The 19,243-nt window shown below is 56.4% G+C and carries 11 protein-coding genes and 2 pseudogenes; 10 read left to right on the top strand and 3 right to left on the bottom strand.

Features of this window, described 5'->3' with window-relative positions:
• Positions 1–283: 283 nt before the first annotated feature.
• Genes ACB039_RS08080 through ACB039_RS08090 form a run of 3 tightly spaced genes read left to right on the top strand, consistent with a single transcriptional unit; the run spans position 284 to position 6,526 of the window.
• Complete coding sequence (locus ACB039_RS08080; protein WP_371165448.1) at positions 284–862, top strand: hypothetical protein; 579 nt, start codon at positions 284–286, stop codon at positions 860–862.
• Positions 855–3,233, top strand: a complete 2,379-nt coding sequence (locus tag ACB039_RS08085) for a site-specific integrase (RefSeq protein WP_371165449.1) — start codon at positions 855–857, stop codon at positions 3,231–3,233. Before ACB039_RS08080 ends, ACB039_RS08085 begins: the two co-directional genes overlap by 8 nt.
• On the top strand, positions 3,218–6,526 hold the full coding sequence (locus ACB039_RS08090) for a tyrosine-type recombinase/integrase (RefSeq protein WP_371165450.1): 3,309 nt from the start codon (positions 3,218–3,220) through the stop codon (positions 6,524–6,526). The genes ACB039_RS08085 and ACB039_RS08090 overlap by 16 nt, the downstream gene beginning before the upstream one ends.
• 514 nt (positions 6,527–7,040) lie before the next feature.
• Here the strand turns inward: ACB039_RS08090 and ACB039_RS08095 are convergent.
• Positions 7,041–7,268, bottom strand: a complete 228-nt coding sequence (locus tag ACB039_RS08095; protein ID WP_371165451.1) for a helix-turn-helix domain-containing protein — start codon at positions 7,266–7,268, stop codon at positions 7,041–7,043.
• A gap of 123 nt (positions 7,269–7,391) precedes the next feature.
• Between ACB039_RS08095 and ACB039_RS08100 the strand changes: the two genes are divergently transcribed.
• The 6 genes from ACB039_RS08100 (at position 7,392) to ACB039_RS08125 (ending at position 16,596) form a co-directional block, all read left to right on the top strand.
• Positions 7,392–7,601 (top strand): hypothetical protein, encoded by a 210-nt coding sequence (locus ACB039_RS08100; RefSeq protein WP_021140683.1) that lies wholly within the window; start codon positions 7,392–7,394, stop codon positions 7,599–7,601.
• Between the two features lie 15 nt (positions 7,602–7,616).
• Positions 7,617–8,861, top strand: coding sequence for a tyrosine-type recombinase/integrase (locus ACB039_RS08105; RefSeq protein WP_371165452.1), 1,245 nt, complete (start codon positions 7,617–7,619; stop codon positions 8,859–8,861).
• Complete coding sequence (locus tag ACB039_RS08110) at positions 8,845–9,735, top strand: HDOD domain-containing protein (protein WP_371165453.1); 891 nt, start codon at positions 8,845–8,847, stop codon at positions 9,733–9,735. Before ACB039_RS08105 ends, ACB039_RS08110 begins: the two co-directional genes overlap by 17 nt.
• A gap of 406 nt (positions 9,736–10,141) precedes the next feature.
• Complete coding sequence (locus ACB039_RS08115; RefSeq protein ID WP_371165454.1) at positions 10,142–11,275, top strand: HD-GYP domain-containing protein; 1,134 nt, start codon at positions 10,142–10,144, stop codon at positions 11,273–11,275.
• Positions 11,269–12,021 carry a substrate-binding periplasmic protein gene (locus ACB039_RS08120; RefSeq protein ID WP_371165455.1) on the top strand — a complete coding sequence of 251 codons (753 nt, stop codon included), beginning with the start codon at positions 11,269–11,271 and terminating at the stop codon, positions 12,019–12,021. Before ACB039_RS08115 ends, ACB039_RS08120 begins: the two co-directional genes overlap by 7 nt.
• Positions 12,022–12,033: 12 nt before the next feature.
• Positions 12,034–16,596 (top strand): PAS domain S-box protein, encoded by a 4,563-nt coding sequence (locus tag ACB039_RS08125; RefSeq protein WP_371165456.1) that lies wholly within the window; start codon positions 12,034–12,036, stop codon positions 16,594–16,596.
• Positions 16,597–17,070: 474 nt separating this feature from the next.
• Here ACB039_RS08125 and ACB039_RS08130 read toward each other — a convergent pair whose 3' ends face one another.
• Both ACB039_RS08130 and ACB039_RS08135 read right to left on the bottom strand, forming a co-directional pair.
• Entirely contained in the window at positions 17,071–17,370 is a 300-nt protein-coding gene (locus tag ACB039_RS08130; protein WP_371165457.1) for a tyrosine-type recombinase/integrase, read from the bottom strand.
• A gap of 17 nt (positions 17,371–17,387) precedes the next feature.
• Positions 17,388–18,549: pseudogene (locus ACB039_RS08135) on the bottom strand (IS3 family transposase).
• A gap of 60 nt (positions 18,550–18,609) precedes the next feature.
• On the opposite strand from ACB039_RS08135, the pseudogene ACB039_RS08140 reads away from it, so the two are divergent.
• Positions 18,610–19,137 (top strand): annotated as a pseudogene (locus ACB039_RS08140) (transposase); the annotation flags it as partial.
• Positions 19,138–19,243: the final 106 nt, after the last annotated feature.

The following is a 19,243-nucleotide window of genomic DNA, read 5'->3' on the forward strand; positions in this document are numbered from 1 at the left end:
CATGTGCAGGAGAAAGCCAAGCATTGTTCAATTGACGTCACCCGAGTCAGTCACATCCCTCCTTGCATATCGGCTAAATGATCCCGTTCCCTCGACGATTACCCACTTGGTGAATTGCATCTCCATTCCTTACTTCATTCACAGTACCTGCCTGCGGTAGGCCTGCCATGCGCAGGTTCAGAGGTTTGGTGTGTGGCTGAACCGGTTTATCGCTAAGGAACTGTTTGAAAACAAAGTACATTTTTATGTAATGTGTTAGTAACGGGTGATACACGGGGTTTACATGAGGACGAAGGAGTCAGGGAACTATCAGATCCATCCGGCGTTAGTCGCGTTTCGTGAGGCGTGGTTGGAGTTGGGCTTCAAGACTGGGCTGCCGATTGCCGATCAATTCCATACGCTCTGGGAGTCAGCCATTATTCTCTATCGTCCCTTGTCGTCAGGCGATGATGTGGGCAGTGCGCTTATGATCGTAGGGCCATTGTTGCCAGTATTGTCTTGGCCGTCGCCAATCAAACCGCCGCCTGGGCAACGACTGATCCCCTGCGGGCTGAGTGATGGTGAGGTCGAGCAGCAGCTGGCCGGGGAGTGGCTGAGGTTGATGACGCTATTAGGGGAGCCCCGTCTCATCGAATGCAGCCGACGAATTTTCAATCGCGTTCTGACAGACGAGCAGCGTTTTAACTGGTTTCAGAAGAAGCGGTTGTCTCAAGACTATTGGGCCAGGGTGTGCGGGTTGTCCCGGGAACAGTTGGCGCATGCTCAGGAGGCACTGAGCAAGCCCCGGCAAAAAGACAAAAAGAACGGGACGGTATCGGTGCCCGAACCTAACTTCTTCTTACAGAGGTTGGCCGATGAGTGATGACCTTTCGCAGGAGCAGGAAGTGGAGGGTCTTGACGCTGAACCCGCCCGTTCCCTTACCCGACAGCTGGTGTTTCCGGAGGCGTTGGCCGAGTGGCACCGGCAAATCCTTGAATCGTTGAAAGCCTGCTGTCAGGGGATCCTGGGATTGGACCCAACACTGACCGCGTTGTTGGCCGCTGAGTTGCAGTGGATCGACTCCGTCTCATCCAAAGAGATGCAGCCCCCATCGCCACTCTCTGCCATGCAAATGCGTGAGCGATTGAGTAAAGATCGGAGACTCAGCCAATTCTATCTCGTTGACGCCATCTTGGCGGAATTGCGTAGCGGCCATAGCCTCAACGGTGAGCTATTTGCTCAGCTCAAGTCCGTGACGATCCTGGCCGTCTTGGCGTTATCACATATCAATTTTTCTCAGGGTATTGCCGAGCGGGACCAAACGGTCGAAGAGGCGCTGCGCAACGTCAGGCTGATGGCGAACAATCAGCGCGAGGTGATGATCAAGGCCCTGTCTGAGGTCGATTTTACGCAGCCGATATTGACGCTATTGCAAGCCATCAAGATCCAGAGAGAGCAATATGCCAATAACAAGCAGGTGAGCGTCAATACAGGGGCCTTAGAGGCCCTACTGAGCCGACTCTACAAGGCGCGAGCCAAAGATATCAAAACGGGTACCCGGTCAACCGGCGAACGCCAGCGGTTCCAACTGGAGGCGCGTTATCAGGAGCAGCTTGACGAGCAGACCCAAATCCTGTTGCTACGGGAGGTTCTGCTGCAGCGCGGCAGAGTCAAACTGACTGAGTGGGAGGGAGAAGAGGAGCGAGGAACCCTCCCTGAGCAGCAGACGCTGCTGGTGTCCTCTCAGCCACAGGGGTTGATGGATATTCAGGCGAGGGTTTTGCAAAGCGCCTCGGTAGCGCTCTCCATGTCGATGCGTCATCTGCAGTTGCCGGCCAACCTTTGGATTGCCACAGCGTCACAGATCACACGCCTCGTCGATGCCTTGATGCCTCAGGCGGTCGATGAAACGGCGTTGCCGGCGCTGTCGATCCTGCTGCAACTGGTGATGGGCATGAGTAGCGAGGACTTGCACAAGCTGCCGGTCTGGCCGAGTACTGAGATTAAATTGCCTGCTCCTGGCTCTCGATTTACCGATGACAGCGGACCCTCAAAGAATGCCAGCGGTATTTGGCGGCTTCCTCATGGGGCGTATCTACAACGCTATGTAGAGGTTGCCCACAGTCGAGCGCATAAGAAATTGCACTCTTTTTTGCCAAAGAGCGACTTATTCTTGCAACTGCCTTTGCCAAAATGGGCCACTCATTTATTGGTGGGACATGGTTGGAGGGCATTGAGTAGTAGCGTGCTGGCGGACTGTTTAGTGCGAGCAAATGCGCGGGCTGGCACGGCGTTGACCATGAGACAGCTGCAAAACTACCAGCGTGCTTGGTTGCAAAGAGAGGGGACCGATAGCGCCATTGCCGGTATCCTACGTGGCAAGACGGCTCAGCAATGTTCCCCAATGGCCTACAGTCACTTGCCACGTAGAGAAGCGTTGCAGATTTGGCGCAGTTATCTGGCCTCCATGGGGATGACCGCGGTGGTGCTGGCACCGGAATTAGAACAAGGTGCTGTCGGATCACGCCTCTATCCTAGCGTTGACGAGCTTGCTCGACTCCTAGGCACGTATCAGCAGTACCTCTGTGCACGACTCAGTGGGCCACGGCAGCAGCGTCCAACGCTGACGCAATATCATAACCTCCTCGTGCGCCACAGTTTGTTGATCCTCCATCTTTCTACTGCCGCCAGGCCCGTGACGGAGATGTACGGCAGGCGTGGCGATTACTGCCTCATCAGTCGCTTTATCCGGCTGACAGACAAAGAGGGACGATCTGTGAGCTCGGCCAGGTTGGTGCCATTGCCAGCGTTGGCAGTGCAGCAACTGCAAGCCTGGGAGCGCTATTTGACATATTTGGCATGTCAGCGTGAGCCGTTGCTGGCGCCGTTAGTTTCGGCGGCGGAGCAAGCATTGAGTGGAGCTGGAGCGCTCCTGTTCTGGGCGGTCGAGGCCAAGGATGGCAGCCTGGAAGGCACAGAAATCGTCACCCCAAATTCGATGATGAGGCAGTTCGAAAATCTGTTGCCCCTGGCGCCAAACTGGCATCGCCATTCGGTGCGCAGCCACCTGCTGGAGCAAGGCGTGGCCACCGAGTTTATCGATGCGCTGCTTGGTCATGAGGAGATGGGGACAGAGTTCACAAACCAGTACAGTAGTGCGGCGTTGAGCGATCTATTTACCCTGACGGACGTGCTGGACAGATGGCATCAGACGCTCGGGTTGAAGGTGATGGGCGAATGGGCAATCCACTGATCGATTGGCGTGAACGGCTTCGACAGGAAGATGAGCGTACAGCTAACTTTCTTCGGTCTGGTCGGGCTTTGCGTCAGGATCGTCTCAAACGTGCCCAGCAGCTGATAGAGCGTCGAGCACTGGATGCGCTGCTGAAACATCTACCCGGCTTGTTCAAGGAGCCAGCCGATGACCGAGGGTTTGAGTATCTGTGGCCATTGGCGATGAGCACGTTGACGGGCAAGTATAGGCGACAGTCTGAATTCAAGGCTGGGCTGCGAGCCATCCTGCTTTGCCTGCAGCAGGGCAATACCAGCGGGTATTGGCAGTTGCCGTTGCCGACAATCCCCCTGACGGTGCTTCGGCGCCCGCTACCTTACACTGAAAAGTGGTTTGACAAAGCGCAGCGCTGTAGTCAAGCGCTGCTGAACTGGCATAGACAGATCGAGGCCGGCGGCACTAGCCTGATCGAAGCTGAAGATTTACTGGCCGACATTTTTCATAGCGCGGTGTTTTACTGCGGTGTACACCAGACGGCGATTTTGCACGCACTGATGCTGGCCATCGCTGAGCGGCGAAGATTATGCACGAATGGCTCAGTTGTTTGGTTGCCTTTGACGATAGAGAGCAAGGCGTTGGCCACCAATGTGCACGATAGCGCAGGGAAGGGGGTTACCGAGCTCCAGATTTTCCTAAGCCTGCCGACTCTGGGGTTGGTACAGCGCTGGTATCGTCGGCGCGGCAAAACGTTTGAGCTTGCCGTCGAACTCGACACATTCAGCTTATGGGCCCAGAGAAATCTGACTGCACCCCTGCGCGGGATCAAAGAGTTTTGCCAAGGAGCGAGTCTGGTAACCGGTGGGCAAGCCGGGGTCCGCTGGCCACAGATCCTGACTCATGTGGCATCTGGGGCGTTACACAGTGTGCCGCTGCCTCATGAACTCTGGCTTTCACTGCATCATCCGACGGTTGGGGATGGTCTCCAAGCGGTGTTTTTGGCGCAGGAGGCGAGTACCGGATTAATCGATAACCTGACGGCAGGCAGTTCCAAGCGTCGGCGCTACCATGGCGAAGACCACCCTTATTCATCCTTACTGGCTCGGTTGCGAACGGTGTTGGCGGAAAAGGAGAGCGCGACTCGCAAGCAGACGAAGGCAAGCTGCCTCGCAGGACTGAACCGGTTGCGCAATGATCAGACCCTCAGCAAGTCAGAGCAGATCCTGGTCGGGTGGCTACATCAATGCATCGCAAAGAACAAAAACAAGCCTTCGACGCTGCGCAGTTATCTTAGTCGCGGTGGTCAGCAATGGCTCGATCGGTGCTTTGACCATGATCTCGGCTTATGGGATGGCGATCGTTTTCTGAGCTGTTATCGAGCATTGCTGGAAGAGTATGGGGGAACTTCAAATCTGGTCGTCGACCCAGCGCTCTCTGATGCGGTTGAACATACGGATCTGGAAAGCGCCCCCTCCCCAGAGCCGGAAAGTTCCACTTCCGAGGCGCCCGTTAGCCAAAAAAATGCTGTCAGCTACATGGCTGCGCGCTTGACCAGCCTGCACAGCTACGCGGTGGCAAGCTACCAATTGGCCCCATTGCCGGAAGAACTGGTCCCGCGCGAGCGCCAGCGGCCCCATGTGCGAGCTACCTATCTCAGTGAGCCTCTCTTTCGACAGTTGCTGCGTGGAATGGAGCGGATGACGCACACCTCATCGAGTTACCGAGAGTGTCTGAGCGTGTTATACATCGTGGCTTATCGTGCTGGACTGCGCTTGAGCGAGATCCAAAAGCTCAGGTTGAAAGATATCGAACGCAGTCCAGAGTGCTGGCTATATATCCGTGATACCCGGCTTGATGATGGCAAGAGTGACAGTGCCACCCGCAAGATCCCCCTGGGGGTCTTGCTGACCCCGGAAGAGCGCTCTCGATTGGATGCGTACTTGTCTGGGTTATGGACGCGAATGGCGAAAAATGCGAACGTGCTGGCGTTTCCCTCACAGAGCGGTTGGTTGACGCCGATGTCGGATGAAGAGATCAGGGGACCATTAACGACCATCCTCCAGCAGGTTGGGGGGAAACACTATACCTTCCATCATCTACGGCATACGGCATTGAGCCGCCTGCAACTGGTGTTACATCACGAAGCTCTGGCACTGCACAGTTTGCCAGGGTGGAAACATTTCCTGCCTTGGTCGGCCGCACAGTGTGCGGCTATCTACCAGACCATCACACATTCACCCACTCAGGGGGATTATTGGGCGCTGGCCCAGTTTGCCGGACATCAGAGCCCGGAGACGACGTTGCACTCATATTTACACTTTACCCACTGGGTCAATGCAGCGTGCCTATTGCAGGCCAAGTACGACTGGTCTTTGTCACTGCGAAACTACTTCACCGGGCTGTCTCGTGCAAAGCTCACACAGAACGACTGGTTGGAGGGGCCATTGACATGGCAGCGCTGCCAGGAGGCCCTGATCCAGTCGCTTTCGCCTCATCTTCAACGGGTCTCCTGGGTCCTGGAGGAGTGTGCACCTTACCCTCCCTTGGTTAAACACAAGCTGGATTTTGATGCCACTCTGGAGCTGATCGCACGGATCGCTCGGCATGAAGATATCACCGATCAACTCAATCGTTATCAACTGACACCCGCTGTGGTCGATGAGTTAGTCGAAAAAATTCATTTGCTTAAAGCATTTAAGACTCAGCGAGGAGCACAGCGACTGCTCTACTCAACGTCACATCATCTGACTTTGCTTCCAGGAGCATTGCGCAGTCATAAGGAGCAAGCCGAACTCCCTGTCGTGGTTAAACGGGCTCGCAAGGTGTATCGCCTGCAACGAAAAGCTTTCATCGAATGGATTGGCTATCTGCTAGTCCGAAGCAATACTCGCAACACTGGGATCCCCTTCACGGATCCACAGATGTTGCAAGCCTTCCTGAGTGTGACGGTGTTACTGCTGCCAGCAACACGGATTTCGATCGAGGTACGATGTGGCGCCAAACGGACTGAAAAGACCCCATGGCGGGAGGTCATCTCAAGATATCAAGTGAAGAGTGAATTTATTGAGAAAAGCGGGGCTAACCGGGCACTACTGCGAATAATCCATCCTGACGAGGCGGGGATCTGTCAGCGTTTTACTGAGCGGCAGCAAAACGCTGACACGGTAAAACCGGTGACGCGCTACAGCACACCGTTGCTGCGAACAGTCGCCTATGTCGTGGCGCTGAAGGTAATGAGCATCCAAGACCTGGCATCGCTAAGCAACAAGAAGAAAGCCGACTTTGCACGTCAAGCCGCGCGTGAGCTTACAGATTGAACATACAACATGCTGAAATATAATGAAAATCTATTTGCTTCGCCATTTTGCCAGCTGCCTGACCACTGCTCGCTGCGCATCTGATGTTGTTAGGACCTGAAGGGGCAGGAATTGCTCTGCTTGCAGGCACTGCTGACGAGGACTGAACCAGCTTTTCCCATCCTTATCCATGTTCCAGGGGCTCGAAACGGCACGTTGGAGTATTGGCAAAAAGTCATCCGTCGTTGCGTCGCGTGATAGCTGGCCACGTAACTGAGCGCGCCAGCGTTTGTGCCAAATCCGCTTGTCTTCAGCTTCAGACGTTGCTGTTGTGTAGCCAAACATGGGGGTTTTTCGTCGACTTCGGCTCATTTTTTACCTCATCTCAAGGGGGATGAAAATTTATCCGGAGTATCGATGGGAAAGTGCATATTTATGAGGTGAGGAAGGCTGGGATGGTCAGATTGACTACCACGCCACCGTTCCCCCGACCTCGTTAAACCAGACCTTTGGGTTGTCTCGTAAGAGTCTTTTGTTACATTCCACCGAGATTCTCGGGGGGGTGACCCACCACTTCAAACAAATCACCAATCTCAATTCTTAAATAGTGACATAGCTGTTCTATTACTTCTAACTCCACTCGCGTTGCCGTCTCATTGTAGAGACGATGCAAAGTATTTCGATTGATACCCGTATCTCTGGCAACTTCGGCAACTTTGAGTTTCCGTTCACCCAAAATTCGGGATAGATGGCACTTAATCATCACTCCTCCATAGAAAAAAGACCTGCAGGGTAGCAAAAATCGTTGCGCTGACGATTTATGGTGCTAAAATCCCTCCTGTGGTGCATTTGTTTTTTTTGAAGAGAAAAAAGAGAGGATATGATTATGGCATACACCTACCTGACAACAGAAGAGCTCTCTGCTCGCATCAAGTTCGATCCACGTACTATCCGCAATCAGCTGAAGGACTCCGTCCTGCTCGAAGGGCTGCACTATATTCGCCCGTTTGGCGGTCGTAAGTTGTTGTTTCTCTGGGAGCCTATCGAAGAGGAAATGCTCAAGCACAGCGCAATGTTCGAGTCGTTTCAGGGCTAGGAAAGGTGGATTCTTATGGCAACAGTATATGGCCTTAACCAATTGCTTTACCTCGATTTTTGCTTCAAGGGGAAGCGCTGTCGTGAGCGCACTGGGTTACCCGATACAAGCCAAAATCGCCACAAACTGAAGCAGTATTGTGAACGGTTGGAGGCACAAATCACCCTCGGGCAGTTTGATTTTTGCAAAACCTTCCCAAACAGCCCGCGTTGTGCCTACTTCACCAAACTGGCCGAGCGGGAAGCCGTGTTGCGGGCTGGGTGCCCTCTGTTGTCTGACTTTGCTGAGCAGTGGTACCAGGAAAAATCGGCCGAGTGGCGAACCTCCCAGCAGGAGACCATCCGCGACATTCTTGATTGTCATCTACTGCCGCACTTTGGCAATCAGCCGCTGAGCGTGATCGATAAGTCTGCGATCTTGGCATTTAGGACAATGATCGCTCGTTTGCCCGGGAGAGGTGGCAAGCCGATCTCAGCCTCACGGGTCAACCACATCATGACGCCGCTTCGCATGATGTTGGCAGATGCGGCAGATCGGTTTGGCTTTGACTCGCCCTGGCGCAATATCCGGACACTCAAGATCCCCCGTAGCAACATCATGCCCTTCAGTCTTGAAGAGATTGGTCGACTGCTGGCTGTGGTGAGGGCTGACTTTCGCTCTTATTACACCATCCGGTTTTTTACCGGGCTACGTTCGAGCGAGATCCATGGTTTAACCTGGCGCCACATCGATTTCGAGCGCCGGCAGATCCTGGTGTATCAGGCATGGGTCCGCAATGAACTGATCCCGACGAAAACCGATGGCTCCTATCGCGCGGTGCAGATGAGTGAGCAGGTTTATCAGGCATTTCTCACTCAACGCGACCGCTACGATGGCAAGGTCTCACCAGATGGGTTTGTTTTCTGCACGAAGCACGGCAACCCGTTAGAGGATCGCAATGTGGCCAATCGGGTATGGTACCCATTGCTGTCGTTGTTGAAGCTGGAGAAGCGCAAGCCCTATCAGACAAGGCATACCGCCGCCACGCTCTGGCTCGCGGCTGGTGAGAGCCCTGAGTGGATAGCAAAGCAACTGGGCCATAACAGCACTCAGATGTTATTCCGGGTCTATTCCCGTTACGTGCCTGATCTGTCGGGTCGGGATGGGCATGCCTTTGAGCAGATGTTGGCGGTATTCGAGCAGCAGCGGCTTGCCTCGAAGGCGCTGGCGGAAGGGTGGGATTCACACGATGGGGAGGCGGGTCATGGTACACGTCACTGAATATGCGGAATGCGGCGAACTGATGTGGGCAACCAGACTGACGGATAGCGATGGCGAATATGAGTGCTGGGAATTGTTATCGCCAAAGGCCGTTTATCGGGTCTCTGTCTCAGAAAAGTGCATGGCAACTATTGCGCCGTCGGGGCAGTTGGTACTGGCGATGCTGGGGATGGAGCATCAGTCTGTCACATTGCACAGCTGTCGCGGGCTGGAAGAAATGGTAGGGGAAGAGGGTCGCCAGCTGTGGGAGTTTCACCTTGAATTGGCCTTTAATGAGTCGCATGGCCAGATGATCCAGGCACTGTGGCGCTTCTATGCCATGTTACCGCCCGGCGGGTTACGGCTCTTTTTCCTCGGGATCTTACGTGACCGGAATTTTATCACCGGGTTTTATCGAGGCAGGGCGAGCCATCACCATCATCATGACCATGTGGGTGGCTTGCTGGAGCACAGTGTAGAAGTGGCGATGACTGCCAGGATGTTGTGTCGTCAATATCGGCTTGATGGACGAACCGCCGACGTCGCCTTCCTAGGGGGATTGTTGCACGATGTGGGTAAACTCTACCTCTACTACAACGTGGAAGCCGGGGAGGGGATCTGCTCACAACATGAAGCATTAAACTTCATGAAATTGGAGCCTTATCTGCAAAGCCTGATGAGCCAAGATCCCCGCGCATTTGAAGCCCTGTCGGCCTGCTTGTCCGCATCGATTGGCAAGCCGCTTATCCAGTACATGCCGGAGACCATCGTCAAGATGGCGGATCGATTATCGGCCGAAGTATTCGACTGGCGCAGGGTGTTCGCAGGGCTGCCTGATTTTTACTGGTTTCGGAAATCGACCAGCGATACGCGGATTTACAAGCGGTTGGAATGACGGCGTGATGGGACTCTATCTGGTGCGATATGTCTCCAACAAGACGGCCAGCGCAGTGGCTGACGCAATCATCGGCATGCTGACCCCGTATAAGGGAGGGTGCGAATAAGTACCCTTTATAAAGAAATTGAAAAATTTCACAACTACTTGGTGCAGAGACCTTGGACAGCTCATTCCATAAAAGATGTGGGACCTGCTTGTAACCACCTTGGCGATATTCATATGATGCTCTACAAGGTTGAACGCAGCCAATCTAAGTATAAAGCTGACTGCGCTGGGTAGGGGCGTCCATCACATCACTACATGTACTATCGTTAGCTCATACTAAGCGTTACGTTTTTTGTAAATTGTGTTGTTTTTAAACATGTTACCTATACCTCTCAATTAAACATGAATGACGCCTATCATGAGAGACTCATATAATTTCCATCAACCCGCCACCATACTGGTAGTGGACGATACCCCTGACAATCTGATGCTGATGGCAGAGTTGCTCAAGGACAAGTACAGGGTCAAGCTCGCCAATAACGGTGAGAAGGCGCTGCGTATCTTGGAGGGAGATCCCCTGCCGGATCTCATTCTGCTGGATATCATGATGCCGGGTCTGTCCGGATTACAGGTGGCGGAGCGGTTGCAGCAAGATGTCCGCACCCGCCATATTCCCATCATTTTCCTAACTGCCATGGCGGCGGTTGAGAGCGAGATCCAGGGGCTGGCACTGGGGGCCGTCGATTACATTACCAAGCCCATCAGTCCACCTCGAGTATTAGCTAGGGTCGAGAACCAGTTGAAGGTCAAGGCGGCCGCCGATTTTTTGCGGGATAAGAATGATTTTCTCGAGCAGGAGGTCCAGCGTCGCACCCGCGAGGTGATGGCAATCCAGGAGGTGACCATCCAGGCCATGGCTTCCCTGGCGGAGACACGTGACAACGAGACCGGCAACCATATCCGCCGCACCCAGCACTACGTCAAGCTGCTCGCCGAACTGTTGCGGGATCACCCCCGTTTCAGCTATTTCCTTGATGACGACACCATCAGGCTGCTGTTCAAGTCGGCTCCCCTGCACGACATCGGCAAGGTCGGTATCCCTGATAGTATTCTTCTGAAACCCGGTCGCTTAACGGTGGAAGAGTTTGAGATCATGATGACCCACACCACGCTCGGGCGGGATGCCATCCAGCATGCCGAGGATCAGTTGGGAGTCTCGGTGGATTTCCTGCGCCTGGCCAAGGAGATCGCTTACTGCCATCAGGAGAAGTGGGACGGCAGCGGTTACCCGCAGGGGTTGGCCGGGGATGCCATTCCCATCAGCGCCAGGTTGATGGCGGTGGCCGATGTCTATGATGCGCTGATCAGCCGTCGGGTCTACAAGCCGGGCATGCCGCACGAGGAGGCGGTGGATATCATCCGTCAGGGTGGAGGCTGGCACTTCGATCCGGACGTCTGTGCCGCCTTCCTGTCGGCTGCCGAGCAATTCAAGGCCATCGCCGAGCGCTTTAGCGACCATGAGCAGGACATTAAGGGGAAGACACCATGTTGATGCGGCTGTTCAGGGCCCTGTTTCTGTTTATCTGTCTCGGCAGCCAGGCGTTCGCGACCGAGCTGAAGATCGTCTTCAGCCAGTACACGCCCCCCTATGTATTCGAAGATGGCAGTGGCATCCTGATGGACATAGTTCGCACTGCGCTGGCGGAGGGCGGGTATCAGGTCAAGCCGATCTATGTGCCCATCGAACGCGGTTTCAGGATGTTTGCCGACCGGCAGGTCGACGGCACGACCATCATTCAGGAGAGCTCGGGCCTGAAAGCTAAATATTCCGATTACTTCATGCAATACCACAACCGGGCCTTTGTCCTGAAGTCCAGCCAGCAGGTCATTCATCGCGTTGCCGATCTGGGCGGCAAGTCTGTGATCGCCTTCCAGTATGCCGATCGCTATCTGGGGGAGGAGTTTTCTCGGGCCGTTGCCGGCAACCCCCGCTACAAGGAGCTGGCCCAGCAACAGAGCCAGGTTCACATGCTGTTGCTCGGCCGGATCGATGTCGCAGTCATGGATGAGAGCATCTTCCGTTATTACCACCAGAAACTGATAGCCGAACGCCAAGTTGAGCCCGGGCAGGAGGTTATCAGCTACGATATCTTCCCGCCGACGCGCTTCAAGGCCGCCTTTACTGACCCGGCGGTACGCGACAGTTTTGACAAGGCTATAGCGCTCATGCGCAAGGATGGGCGCTATGAGGCCATTTACCGCAAGTACACCGAGCGATATTTCTCCGTTGAGCCCTAGCAAGGAGGCTGTGTGTTTCATTCACTGCGTGTCCGTTTGTCGGTCCTGCTCATGGTGGCCGTTACCCTGACCCTGGCCGTTTTAGGCTTCTATGGCCACTCGCGCCTTGTCGGCGAACTGAACGAGCGCTTCGGCGATCTGCAGGTAGGAGCGTTGAAACGTATCGCTCAGAGCGCGGCAACCCCACTGTGGGAGCTTAACAAGGATGCGATCGCCAACGTCCTGCGTGCACAACTGGCTATACCCGAGATTGCCGCACTTGAAATAAGGGATGTGAATGACGTGACGGTCGCCGCCTTCAGCCGTGATACCACTGGAGCTATCGTGGCGCTCAAGGGCGGCTTGCCGGAGCAGGCGATCACTCTGGAGAAGGGTATCGTCCTCACCAATAAGCCGGATGAGCGTATCGGCCTCCTGCGCATACAGTTCTCCCGCGACAAACTCGACGCAACCATCCGCAGCAACTTCTACCAGCTGATCCTGCAGATCCTGGCCGTAGATCTGGTGCTGATTATCCTGCTGCTCACCAGCCTGCGCATCGTCTTCCGGCCGCTGGCCGAATTGCGTGAGGCTCTTATGCTGCTCAGTGGACAGAGCGGTGAGACCGCCAGCAGCATCACCGAGTTGCCGGAGGGTCAGCATCAGGAGCTCGCCGGCCTGATCCGCGGCTTCAATCTGGCGTTGCGCCGGATCCGTGAGGAGGCGAGCAGACAGGAAACCGTGCTGGGGGGTAAGGCGCGGGCTGGCGAGTTGTCGCAGCAACTGCAAAACAGCGATGATCTGGCCCAGTTCGGCCAGCGGGTGCTGCAATATCTGATCCCTTGGCTGGGGGCGGATGTGGGGGCCTTCTTCGTCCACGATGAGGCCGAAGGCGATTTTCGCTGCCTGGCCGGATTTGGCATCGAACCGTCGAGTTGCAGGCCGTTCAAGGTGAGTGAGGGGCTGGCTGGCGAGGCCGTGGCGACGGGCAGGGTCATACAGTGCCAGAACTTGCCGGACGAGGCGCTGAGGATCCAGTCGGGAATTCTTTCAGCCGTACCCCGCACGCTGTCCATCGTCCCCATCCATGGTACGGATGGGGTGATCGCTGTGCTGGAGCTGGGATATCTGAATGTCCCCCGCTATCAAGACGAGGTACTGGCCGATGCGGTGCCGGTGATCGCCTTCAGCCTTGCCTTGCTGATGAGCAAGCAGGCGACATTGCGCGAGTTGCACGAGCGCAGCGTGCTGGAGGAGCGCACCAGGCTGATCCTGGAATCGGTCAACGATGGCATCGTCGGGTTGGATACCGAGGGGGTGATGACCTTCGCCAACCCTGCGGCGCCGGCCATGCTTGGCTTCCGCATGGATGAGTTGGTCGGTCGGCAGATGCATGCGCTGGTGCATCACCATCATGCCGATGGGAGCGAGTTTCCCCTTGAGGAGTGTGCCATGTACCTGACCGGGCGTGACGGCCAGCCTCGCTCGGTGGACAGTGAGGTACTCTGGCGCAAGGATGGCACTCCCATGGCTGTGGAGTATTCGACCACCCCGGTGAAAAAGGACGACACCCTGATCGGCTCTGTGGTGGTGTATCGAGATATTACCCGGCGTCGGGCGGCCGAGCGCAAGTTTAAGGATCTTCTCGAGTCCGCACCCGATGCCATGGTGATAGTCAATCATGAGGGCGACATAGTGCTGGTCAATCGGCGGGCAATCGAGCTGTTCGGTTGGCGTCGCGAGGATCTGCTGGGGCGCAAGATCGAGATTCTGGTGCCGGAGCGCTACCGCACCCATCACCCGGCACAGCGTGGCCAGTTCTTCGGCAAGCCTCAAGCGAGGGCCATGGGGCAGGGACAGGAGTTGTTCGGATTGCACAGGGACGGCCGAGAGTTTCCAGTAGAGATCAGCTTGAGCCCCATCGAGACCGAGGACGGGGTGCTGGTATCCAGCGCCATCCGCGACATCACCGAGCGCAGGGTAGCTGAGCAGGCCCTGCGCACGGCCAGCGAACGCCTGACCCTGGCGCAGGAAGCGGGCGGCATCGGCCTGTTCGACATCGATCTCGTGACCGGCCGCAACTACTGGACGCCGCAACTGGAGCAGATGTTCGGGCTCGAGCCCAGGGGCTTCGGCGGCACCCTGGAGCACTGGAAGAGGTTGCTGCATCCCGACGATGTCGAGTCAGCCAGCCAGCTCTTCGAGCGCGCGATCGAGGGGGGGGGCGATCGGATTGAGTTCGACTTTCGCATCGTGCGTCAAAGTGACGGGGCAGTGCGAACCTTCAAGTCGCTATGCCGCTTCACACGCACGCCAGACGGTACTCCGCTGCGCGCAACCGGGGTCAACATCGATGTCACGGCGCTGACCGAGGCGCGGGCAGTAGCGGAAGAGGCTACCCAGGCCAAGAGCGCCTTCCTCGCCAACATGAGCCACGAGATCCGTACCCCCATGAATGCCATCATCGGCATGAGCCATCTCGCCCTGCGCACCCAGCTGGATCGCCGTCAGCGCAACTATATCGAGAAGGTGCACCGCTCGGCGGAGAATCTGCTCGGGATCATCAACGACATCCTCGATTTCTCGAAGATCGAGGCGGGCAAGATGGAGCTGGAGCTTATCCCCTTCCGTCTGGAGGACGTGCTGGACAATTTCGCCAACATGATTGGCCTGAGGGCCGAGGAGAAGGGGCTGGAGCTGCTGTTCGACACGGCGCACGATCTGCCGACGGCGCTGGTCGGCGACCCGCTGCGGCTGGGGCAAATCCTGATCAACCTTGGCAACAACGCGGCCAAATTCACCGAACGGGGCGAGATAGTGGTGGGGGCCGAGCAGCTCGGCGACGATGGCGAGCGCCTTGAACTGCATTTCTGGGTGCGGGATACGGGCATCGGTATGAGCGCCGAGCAGTGCACGAGAATGTTCCAGTCGTTCAGCCAGGCCGACAGCTCGACCACCCGCAAGTACGGCGGTACCGGTCTGGGTTTGGCCATATCCAAGCGCCTGGTCGAGCTGATGGGGGGGCGCATCTGGGTCGAAAGCGAGCAGGGCAAGGGCTCCTGCTTCCATTTCTGCGTCATGCTGGGACGCCAGGATGGCGAGTTGCCACGACGCATGTTCACCCAGGACGAGCTGTTCGGTGTGCGGGCCCTGGTGGTGGACGACAACGCCAGCGCCCGCGAGATCCTCTACGGCATGGCCAGCAGCTTTGGCATAGAGGTGGACGTGGCCGACAGTGGCCATGCCGCCCTGGCGATGCTGGTGGCGGCCGAGCGCAAATCGCTGCCCTATGATCTGGTGCTGATGGATTGGCGCATGCCGGGCATGGATGGGGTGGAGACGGTGCGGCAGATGAACACGGCCAGCTTGGCAAAGACGCCGTCGGTGATCATGGTCACCGCCTTTGGCCGCGAGGAGGTACGGGAGCAAGCCGAGTCGCAGGGGGTGGAGTTGCCCGTGGTGCTGACCAAGCCGGTGACCCCCTCCAACCTGTTGGAGGCACTGGGCAGTGTGTTCGGCAAGGTTTCGCACGTCGACAGCCGGGCGACCGAGCGCGGCGAACTGAACGCCAGCGCAACGGCCAGCCTGCGCGGTGCCCGCCTGCTACTGGTGGAGGACAACGAATTGAACCGCGAGCTGGCCAGCGAGCTGCTGCAGGAGGTGGGTATCGAGCTCAGCCAGGCAGAGAATGGTCAGCAGGCCCTCGATCTGCTGGCGCAGGACGCCGACTTCGACGGCGTGCTGATGGATTGCCAGATGCCGGTGATGGACGGTTATACTGCCACCAGTCTGATCCGCCAGCAGTCGCGCTTTGCCACGCTGCCGGTGATCGCCATGACCGCCAACGCCATGAGCGGTGATCGGGAGCGGGCGCTTGCCTGTGGTATGAACGATCACATCGCCAAACCCCTCGACGTGGCCAGTATGTTTGCGACCTTGGCCAAATGGATCAAGCCACGTCCCCGCCAACCAGTGGTGGCCAGCGTGGCTGCGCCCGAGGCTGTGCCGCCTACAGGTTCCTTGCCTACCGAGCTGGATGGCATCGATCAAGCTGCCGGCCTGGCCACCTGCCAGGGTAAGGCCGAGCTCTATCAGCGGTTGCTTGGCAAGTTCCGTGTCGCCAACCAGGGCTTTGCCGCGCAGTTCGCGGCCGCCCTCGCGGATCCCGACGCCACGGCGGCGACCCGGCTAGCGCACAGCCTTAAGGGGACGGCCGGCAACATCGGTGCCTTCGGGGTCGCTCAGACGGCGGCCGAGCTGGAGCGGTGTTGTCAATCTGGCGCGAGCGGTGAGCAAATCCAAACTGCGCTCATCAGGGTGGAACAAAGCCTAGCCCCCGTGCTCACCGCCCTAGCCGGATTGGATGCAGGATCGCAGGGGCTTGCACCGTCGGTAGCCCTTCCCGATGGTGCTCTGCAGCCACGATTGGCTAGACTTGGCCAACTGCTGGCAGAGAGCGACAGCGAGGCGTTTGAGGAGCTGGTAGAGTTGCAAGCCCTCTCCCTGCAGCCCGAATTGGCCGAACGCCTGGCCAGGGTCGCGCAGCAGGTGGATCGTTTTGATTTTGACGCAGCCTTAGCTGCGCTTTTAAAGTGATGACAATAAAATGTAGCACCACTCAACTGATTAAGAGTTGTGCAGTTTCCCGTAGTTACTGTGGTGGTCAAATCATCTCGAAGCCGACGTCGGTTGGACAAAAATATGGATGGGGATGGGTAGCATAATGCCGATTATGCTCCCATCAGCGATTCAGGTTAGTGCTGTCATCACGATGAAGTGAGCTTGAAATCTCTGCGTCTGCCTAGGCTATGTTCTCAAAGTGTTCATATTTCAGGCGCAGCAATTTCAAGCCATGAACTGGGCCTCTAAAGAGGCCCATTTACGTGGTTTGGAAGTGAATAAATGCTGTGTTTTTGGCGGGATAGGGCTCTATAAAGTGGGGAGACCGTTTTTCAACCACTTTAGGAACACAGCCTAGGGCTGCGAAAGATGCGCTAGGTTGGTAGTACATTCTCGTACGGTGATATCAAAGGCCTGTGAATGGGAGCAGATGCTCCCACTTTTCCCACTTTATCTGGCCTTTTCTACCACCTTGGCCTGTTGTAGCCGTTCAAACTTGGCATGTACCCGGTTGGGGTAGAGGTCGGTGTAGATCTGCCAGAGGATGTTGATGTTTCTGTGGCCGGTGACTTGGGCGACCTCATCGACGACGAAGCCAGCCTCAAACAGACGGCAGGCTCCTTCGCGGCGTAGGTCATGCCAGCGTAAGTCTTCAATACCAAGCTCTGTTCTGACTCGCTGAAAACCGGCGGTGACGCTCTTGCCGTTGTAGGGGAAGATGCGATCATCGGTTATGAGGTGTCCTGACAAGATCGGACAGTCCCGGATCAAGCAGCCTGAGCAGTTCCCCAATACCTCTTGGTGAACTCTGCCGGGCTGACATGGCCAAGTCGTGAGTGCCGACGTTGGCGGTTATAAAAAATCTCGATGTATTCCTGAATCGCTGCCTTGGCCTCCGCTCTCGTCTTGAATCGATGGTGGTGAACCAATTCATTTTTAAGAGACCCCCAGAAGCTTTCTATCGGGGCATTGTCGAAGCAGTTCCCCTTGCGTGACATGGAGGTCTGCATGCCAAATTGTACCTGGAGAGCCCGGTAAGCCCTGGCACAGTACTGGCTGCCCCGGTCTGTGTGATGGATGAGCCCGGCTGGCGGCCTCTTCTGCTGCATGGCGCGGAACAAGGCCTGACTGACCAACCCGCAGGTCATTCGCTCTCCCATCGCATAGCCCACTATTTCACAGGTAAACACATCTTTGAGGCCTGCCAGATAGAGCCAGCCCTCGTCGGTAGAGATATAGGTAATATCACCCGTCCAGACTTCGTTGGGCTTGGTGGGCGAAAAAACCTGGCCAAGGACATTCTCCGCCACTGGCAGGGAATGGGAGGAATGGGTCGTCGCCTTGAATTTGCGCTTCTGTTTGCAAAACAGCCCCATTTCGCGGCGTAACCGCCCAATCCGGTCCCGCCCGGCGTGAAATCCCTCAGCGGCCAGTTCGGCCTGTAATCGCACTGCGCCATAGGTCTGGCGCGTCTTGCCGTGGGCCGCCCGAATAGCGGCTTTGAGCCGCTCATCCTCTTGTTGGCGCGGCGACAGTGGGCGTTGACGCCAGTGATAGAAGCTCGCGCGAGAGACCTCCAACACACGACAGATAACGGAAACGGGATAGAAGTCCTGCTGGTTGGCTATCCACGCGTACTTGGCAGTGACTCCTGAGCAAAGTACGCGGCTTTTTTATGATGTCGCGCTCCATGTTGGCTTGTGCGAGCGCTTTGCGTAGCTGGGCCACTTCTGCTTCCAGCTCAGCGACAGAACGTCCTCCTGGTGCCGATTTTTCTTGCCCTCCTTTAGCGGCAGCAACCCAATTGGCCAATGTGCCTTTGGCAATGCCGAGTCTTCTGGCTGCTTCTGCCTGGCTGAGGCCTTGCTCCAGCACCAGCCGAACCGCCTCTGCTCGAAACTCTGGTGAATAGTGTTCTCTTGATTTCATTCGATACCCCCGATTGTCTCATCGTAACAATCGGGACTGTCTGTGAAAATCAGGGTACCTCAGCAAGTTCCTGCACGTGACTGGCTGACTCCGACGGGGCGAACCCGCACGCTCAAAGAGGTGGAACTCACGAAGCAGCGCCAGCCTGTGGAGCGGGTCTATTGCTGTCAGAAGAGTGACATGAAGGAGCCCTGGTTTTTGGCCAGCAATCGGGTCGACCTGAGCGCAACCAAAGCGCTGCAACTGTATGGTCAACGCTGGGGTATCGAGAGCAGCTTTCGGGATATCAAGGACGACAAATTCGGCATGGGGATGGGAGAGGTGCGCATTGGCAACCCGGCTCGCCGGGACCGACTGTTTCTGTTCAGCGCACTCGCCATCGTGCTGTTAACCCTGCTGGGCAAGGCCGGGGACAGCGCAGGCTTGGAAAGGACCATCAAGGTGAACACCAGCAAGACCCGGACCTATTCGTTCTTCCGGCAAGGGGTCATCTACTACCAACTGCTACCGAAGATGAAAGAGGCCAACGCGGCCTTATTGATGGAGAAGTTCATCTATTACCTGAAGCAACATCGGTTATATATGTAGTGGTCTAATCATCCCGGACACCATTTTAGGTGGTACAGTCGCCACCATGACTTGAGGTGTTCAATGACAAGATTACGTCGCTCATTTACTGCTGAATTCAAACTCG

The organism is Aeromonas sp. S2(2024), assembly GCF_041402505.1.
Taxonomy (GTDB): Bacteria; Pseudomonadota; Gammaproteobacteria; order Enterobacterales; family Aeromonadaceae; genus Aeromonas; species Aeromonas media.

Coding starts and splice junctions, on each gene's coding strand:
- ACB039_RS08110 (WP_371165453.1), top strand. CDS start 8,845: ATGGTACACGTCACTGAATATGCGGAATGCGGCGAACTGATGTGGGCA.
- ACB039_RS08105 (WP_371165452.1), top strand. CDS start 7,617: ATGGCAACAGTATATGGCCTTAACCAATTGCTTTACCTCGATTTTTGC.
- ACB039_RS08080 (WP_371165448.1), top strand. CDS start 284: ATGAGGACGAAGGAGTCAGGGAACTATCAGATCCATCCGGCGTTAGTC.
- ACB039_RS08115 (WP_371165454.1), top strand. CDS start 10,142: ATGAGAGACTCATATAATTTCCATCAACCCGCCACCATACTGGTAGTG.
- ACB039_RS08095 (WP_371165451.1), bottom strand. CDS start 7,268: ATGATTAAGTGCCATCTATCCCGAATTTTGGGTGAACGGAAACTCAAA.
- ACB039_RS08085 (WP_371165449.1), top strand. CDS start 855: ATGAGTGATGACCTTTCGCAGGAGCAGGAAGTGGAGGGTCTTGACGCT.
- ACB039_RS08120 (WP_371165455.1), top strand. CDS start 11,269: ATGTTGATGCGGCTGTTCAGGGCCCTGTTTCTGTTTATCTGTCTCGGC.
- ACB039_RS08090 (WP_371165450.1), top strand. CDS start 3,218: ATGGGCAATCCACTGATCGATTGGCGTGAACGGCTTCGACAGGAAGAT.
- ACB039_RS08100 (WP_021140683.1), top strand. CDS start 7,392: ATGGCATACACCTACCTGACAACAGAAGAGCTCTCTGCTCGCATCAAG.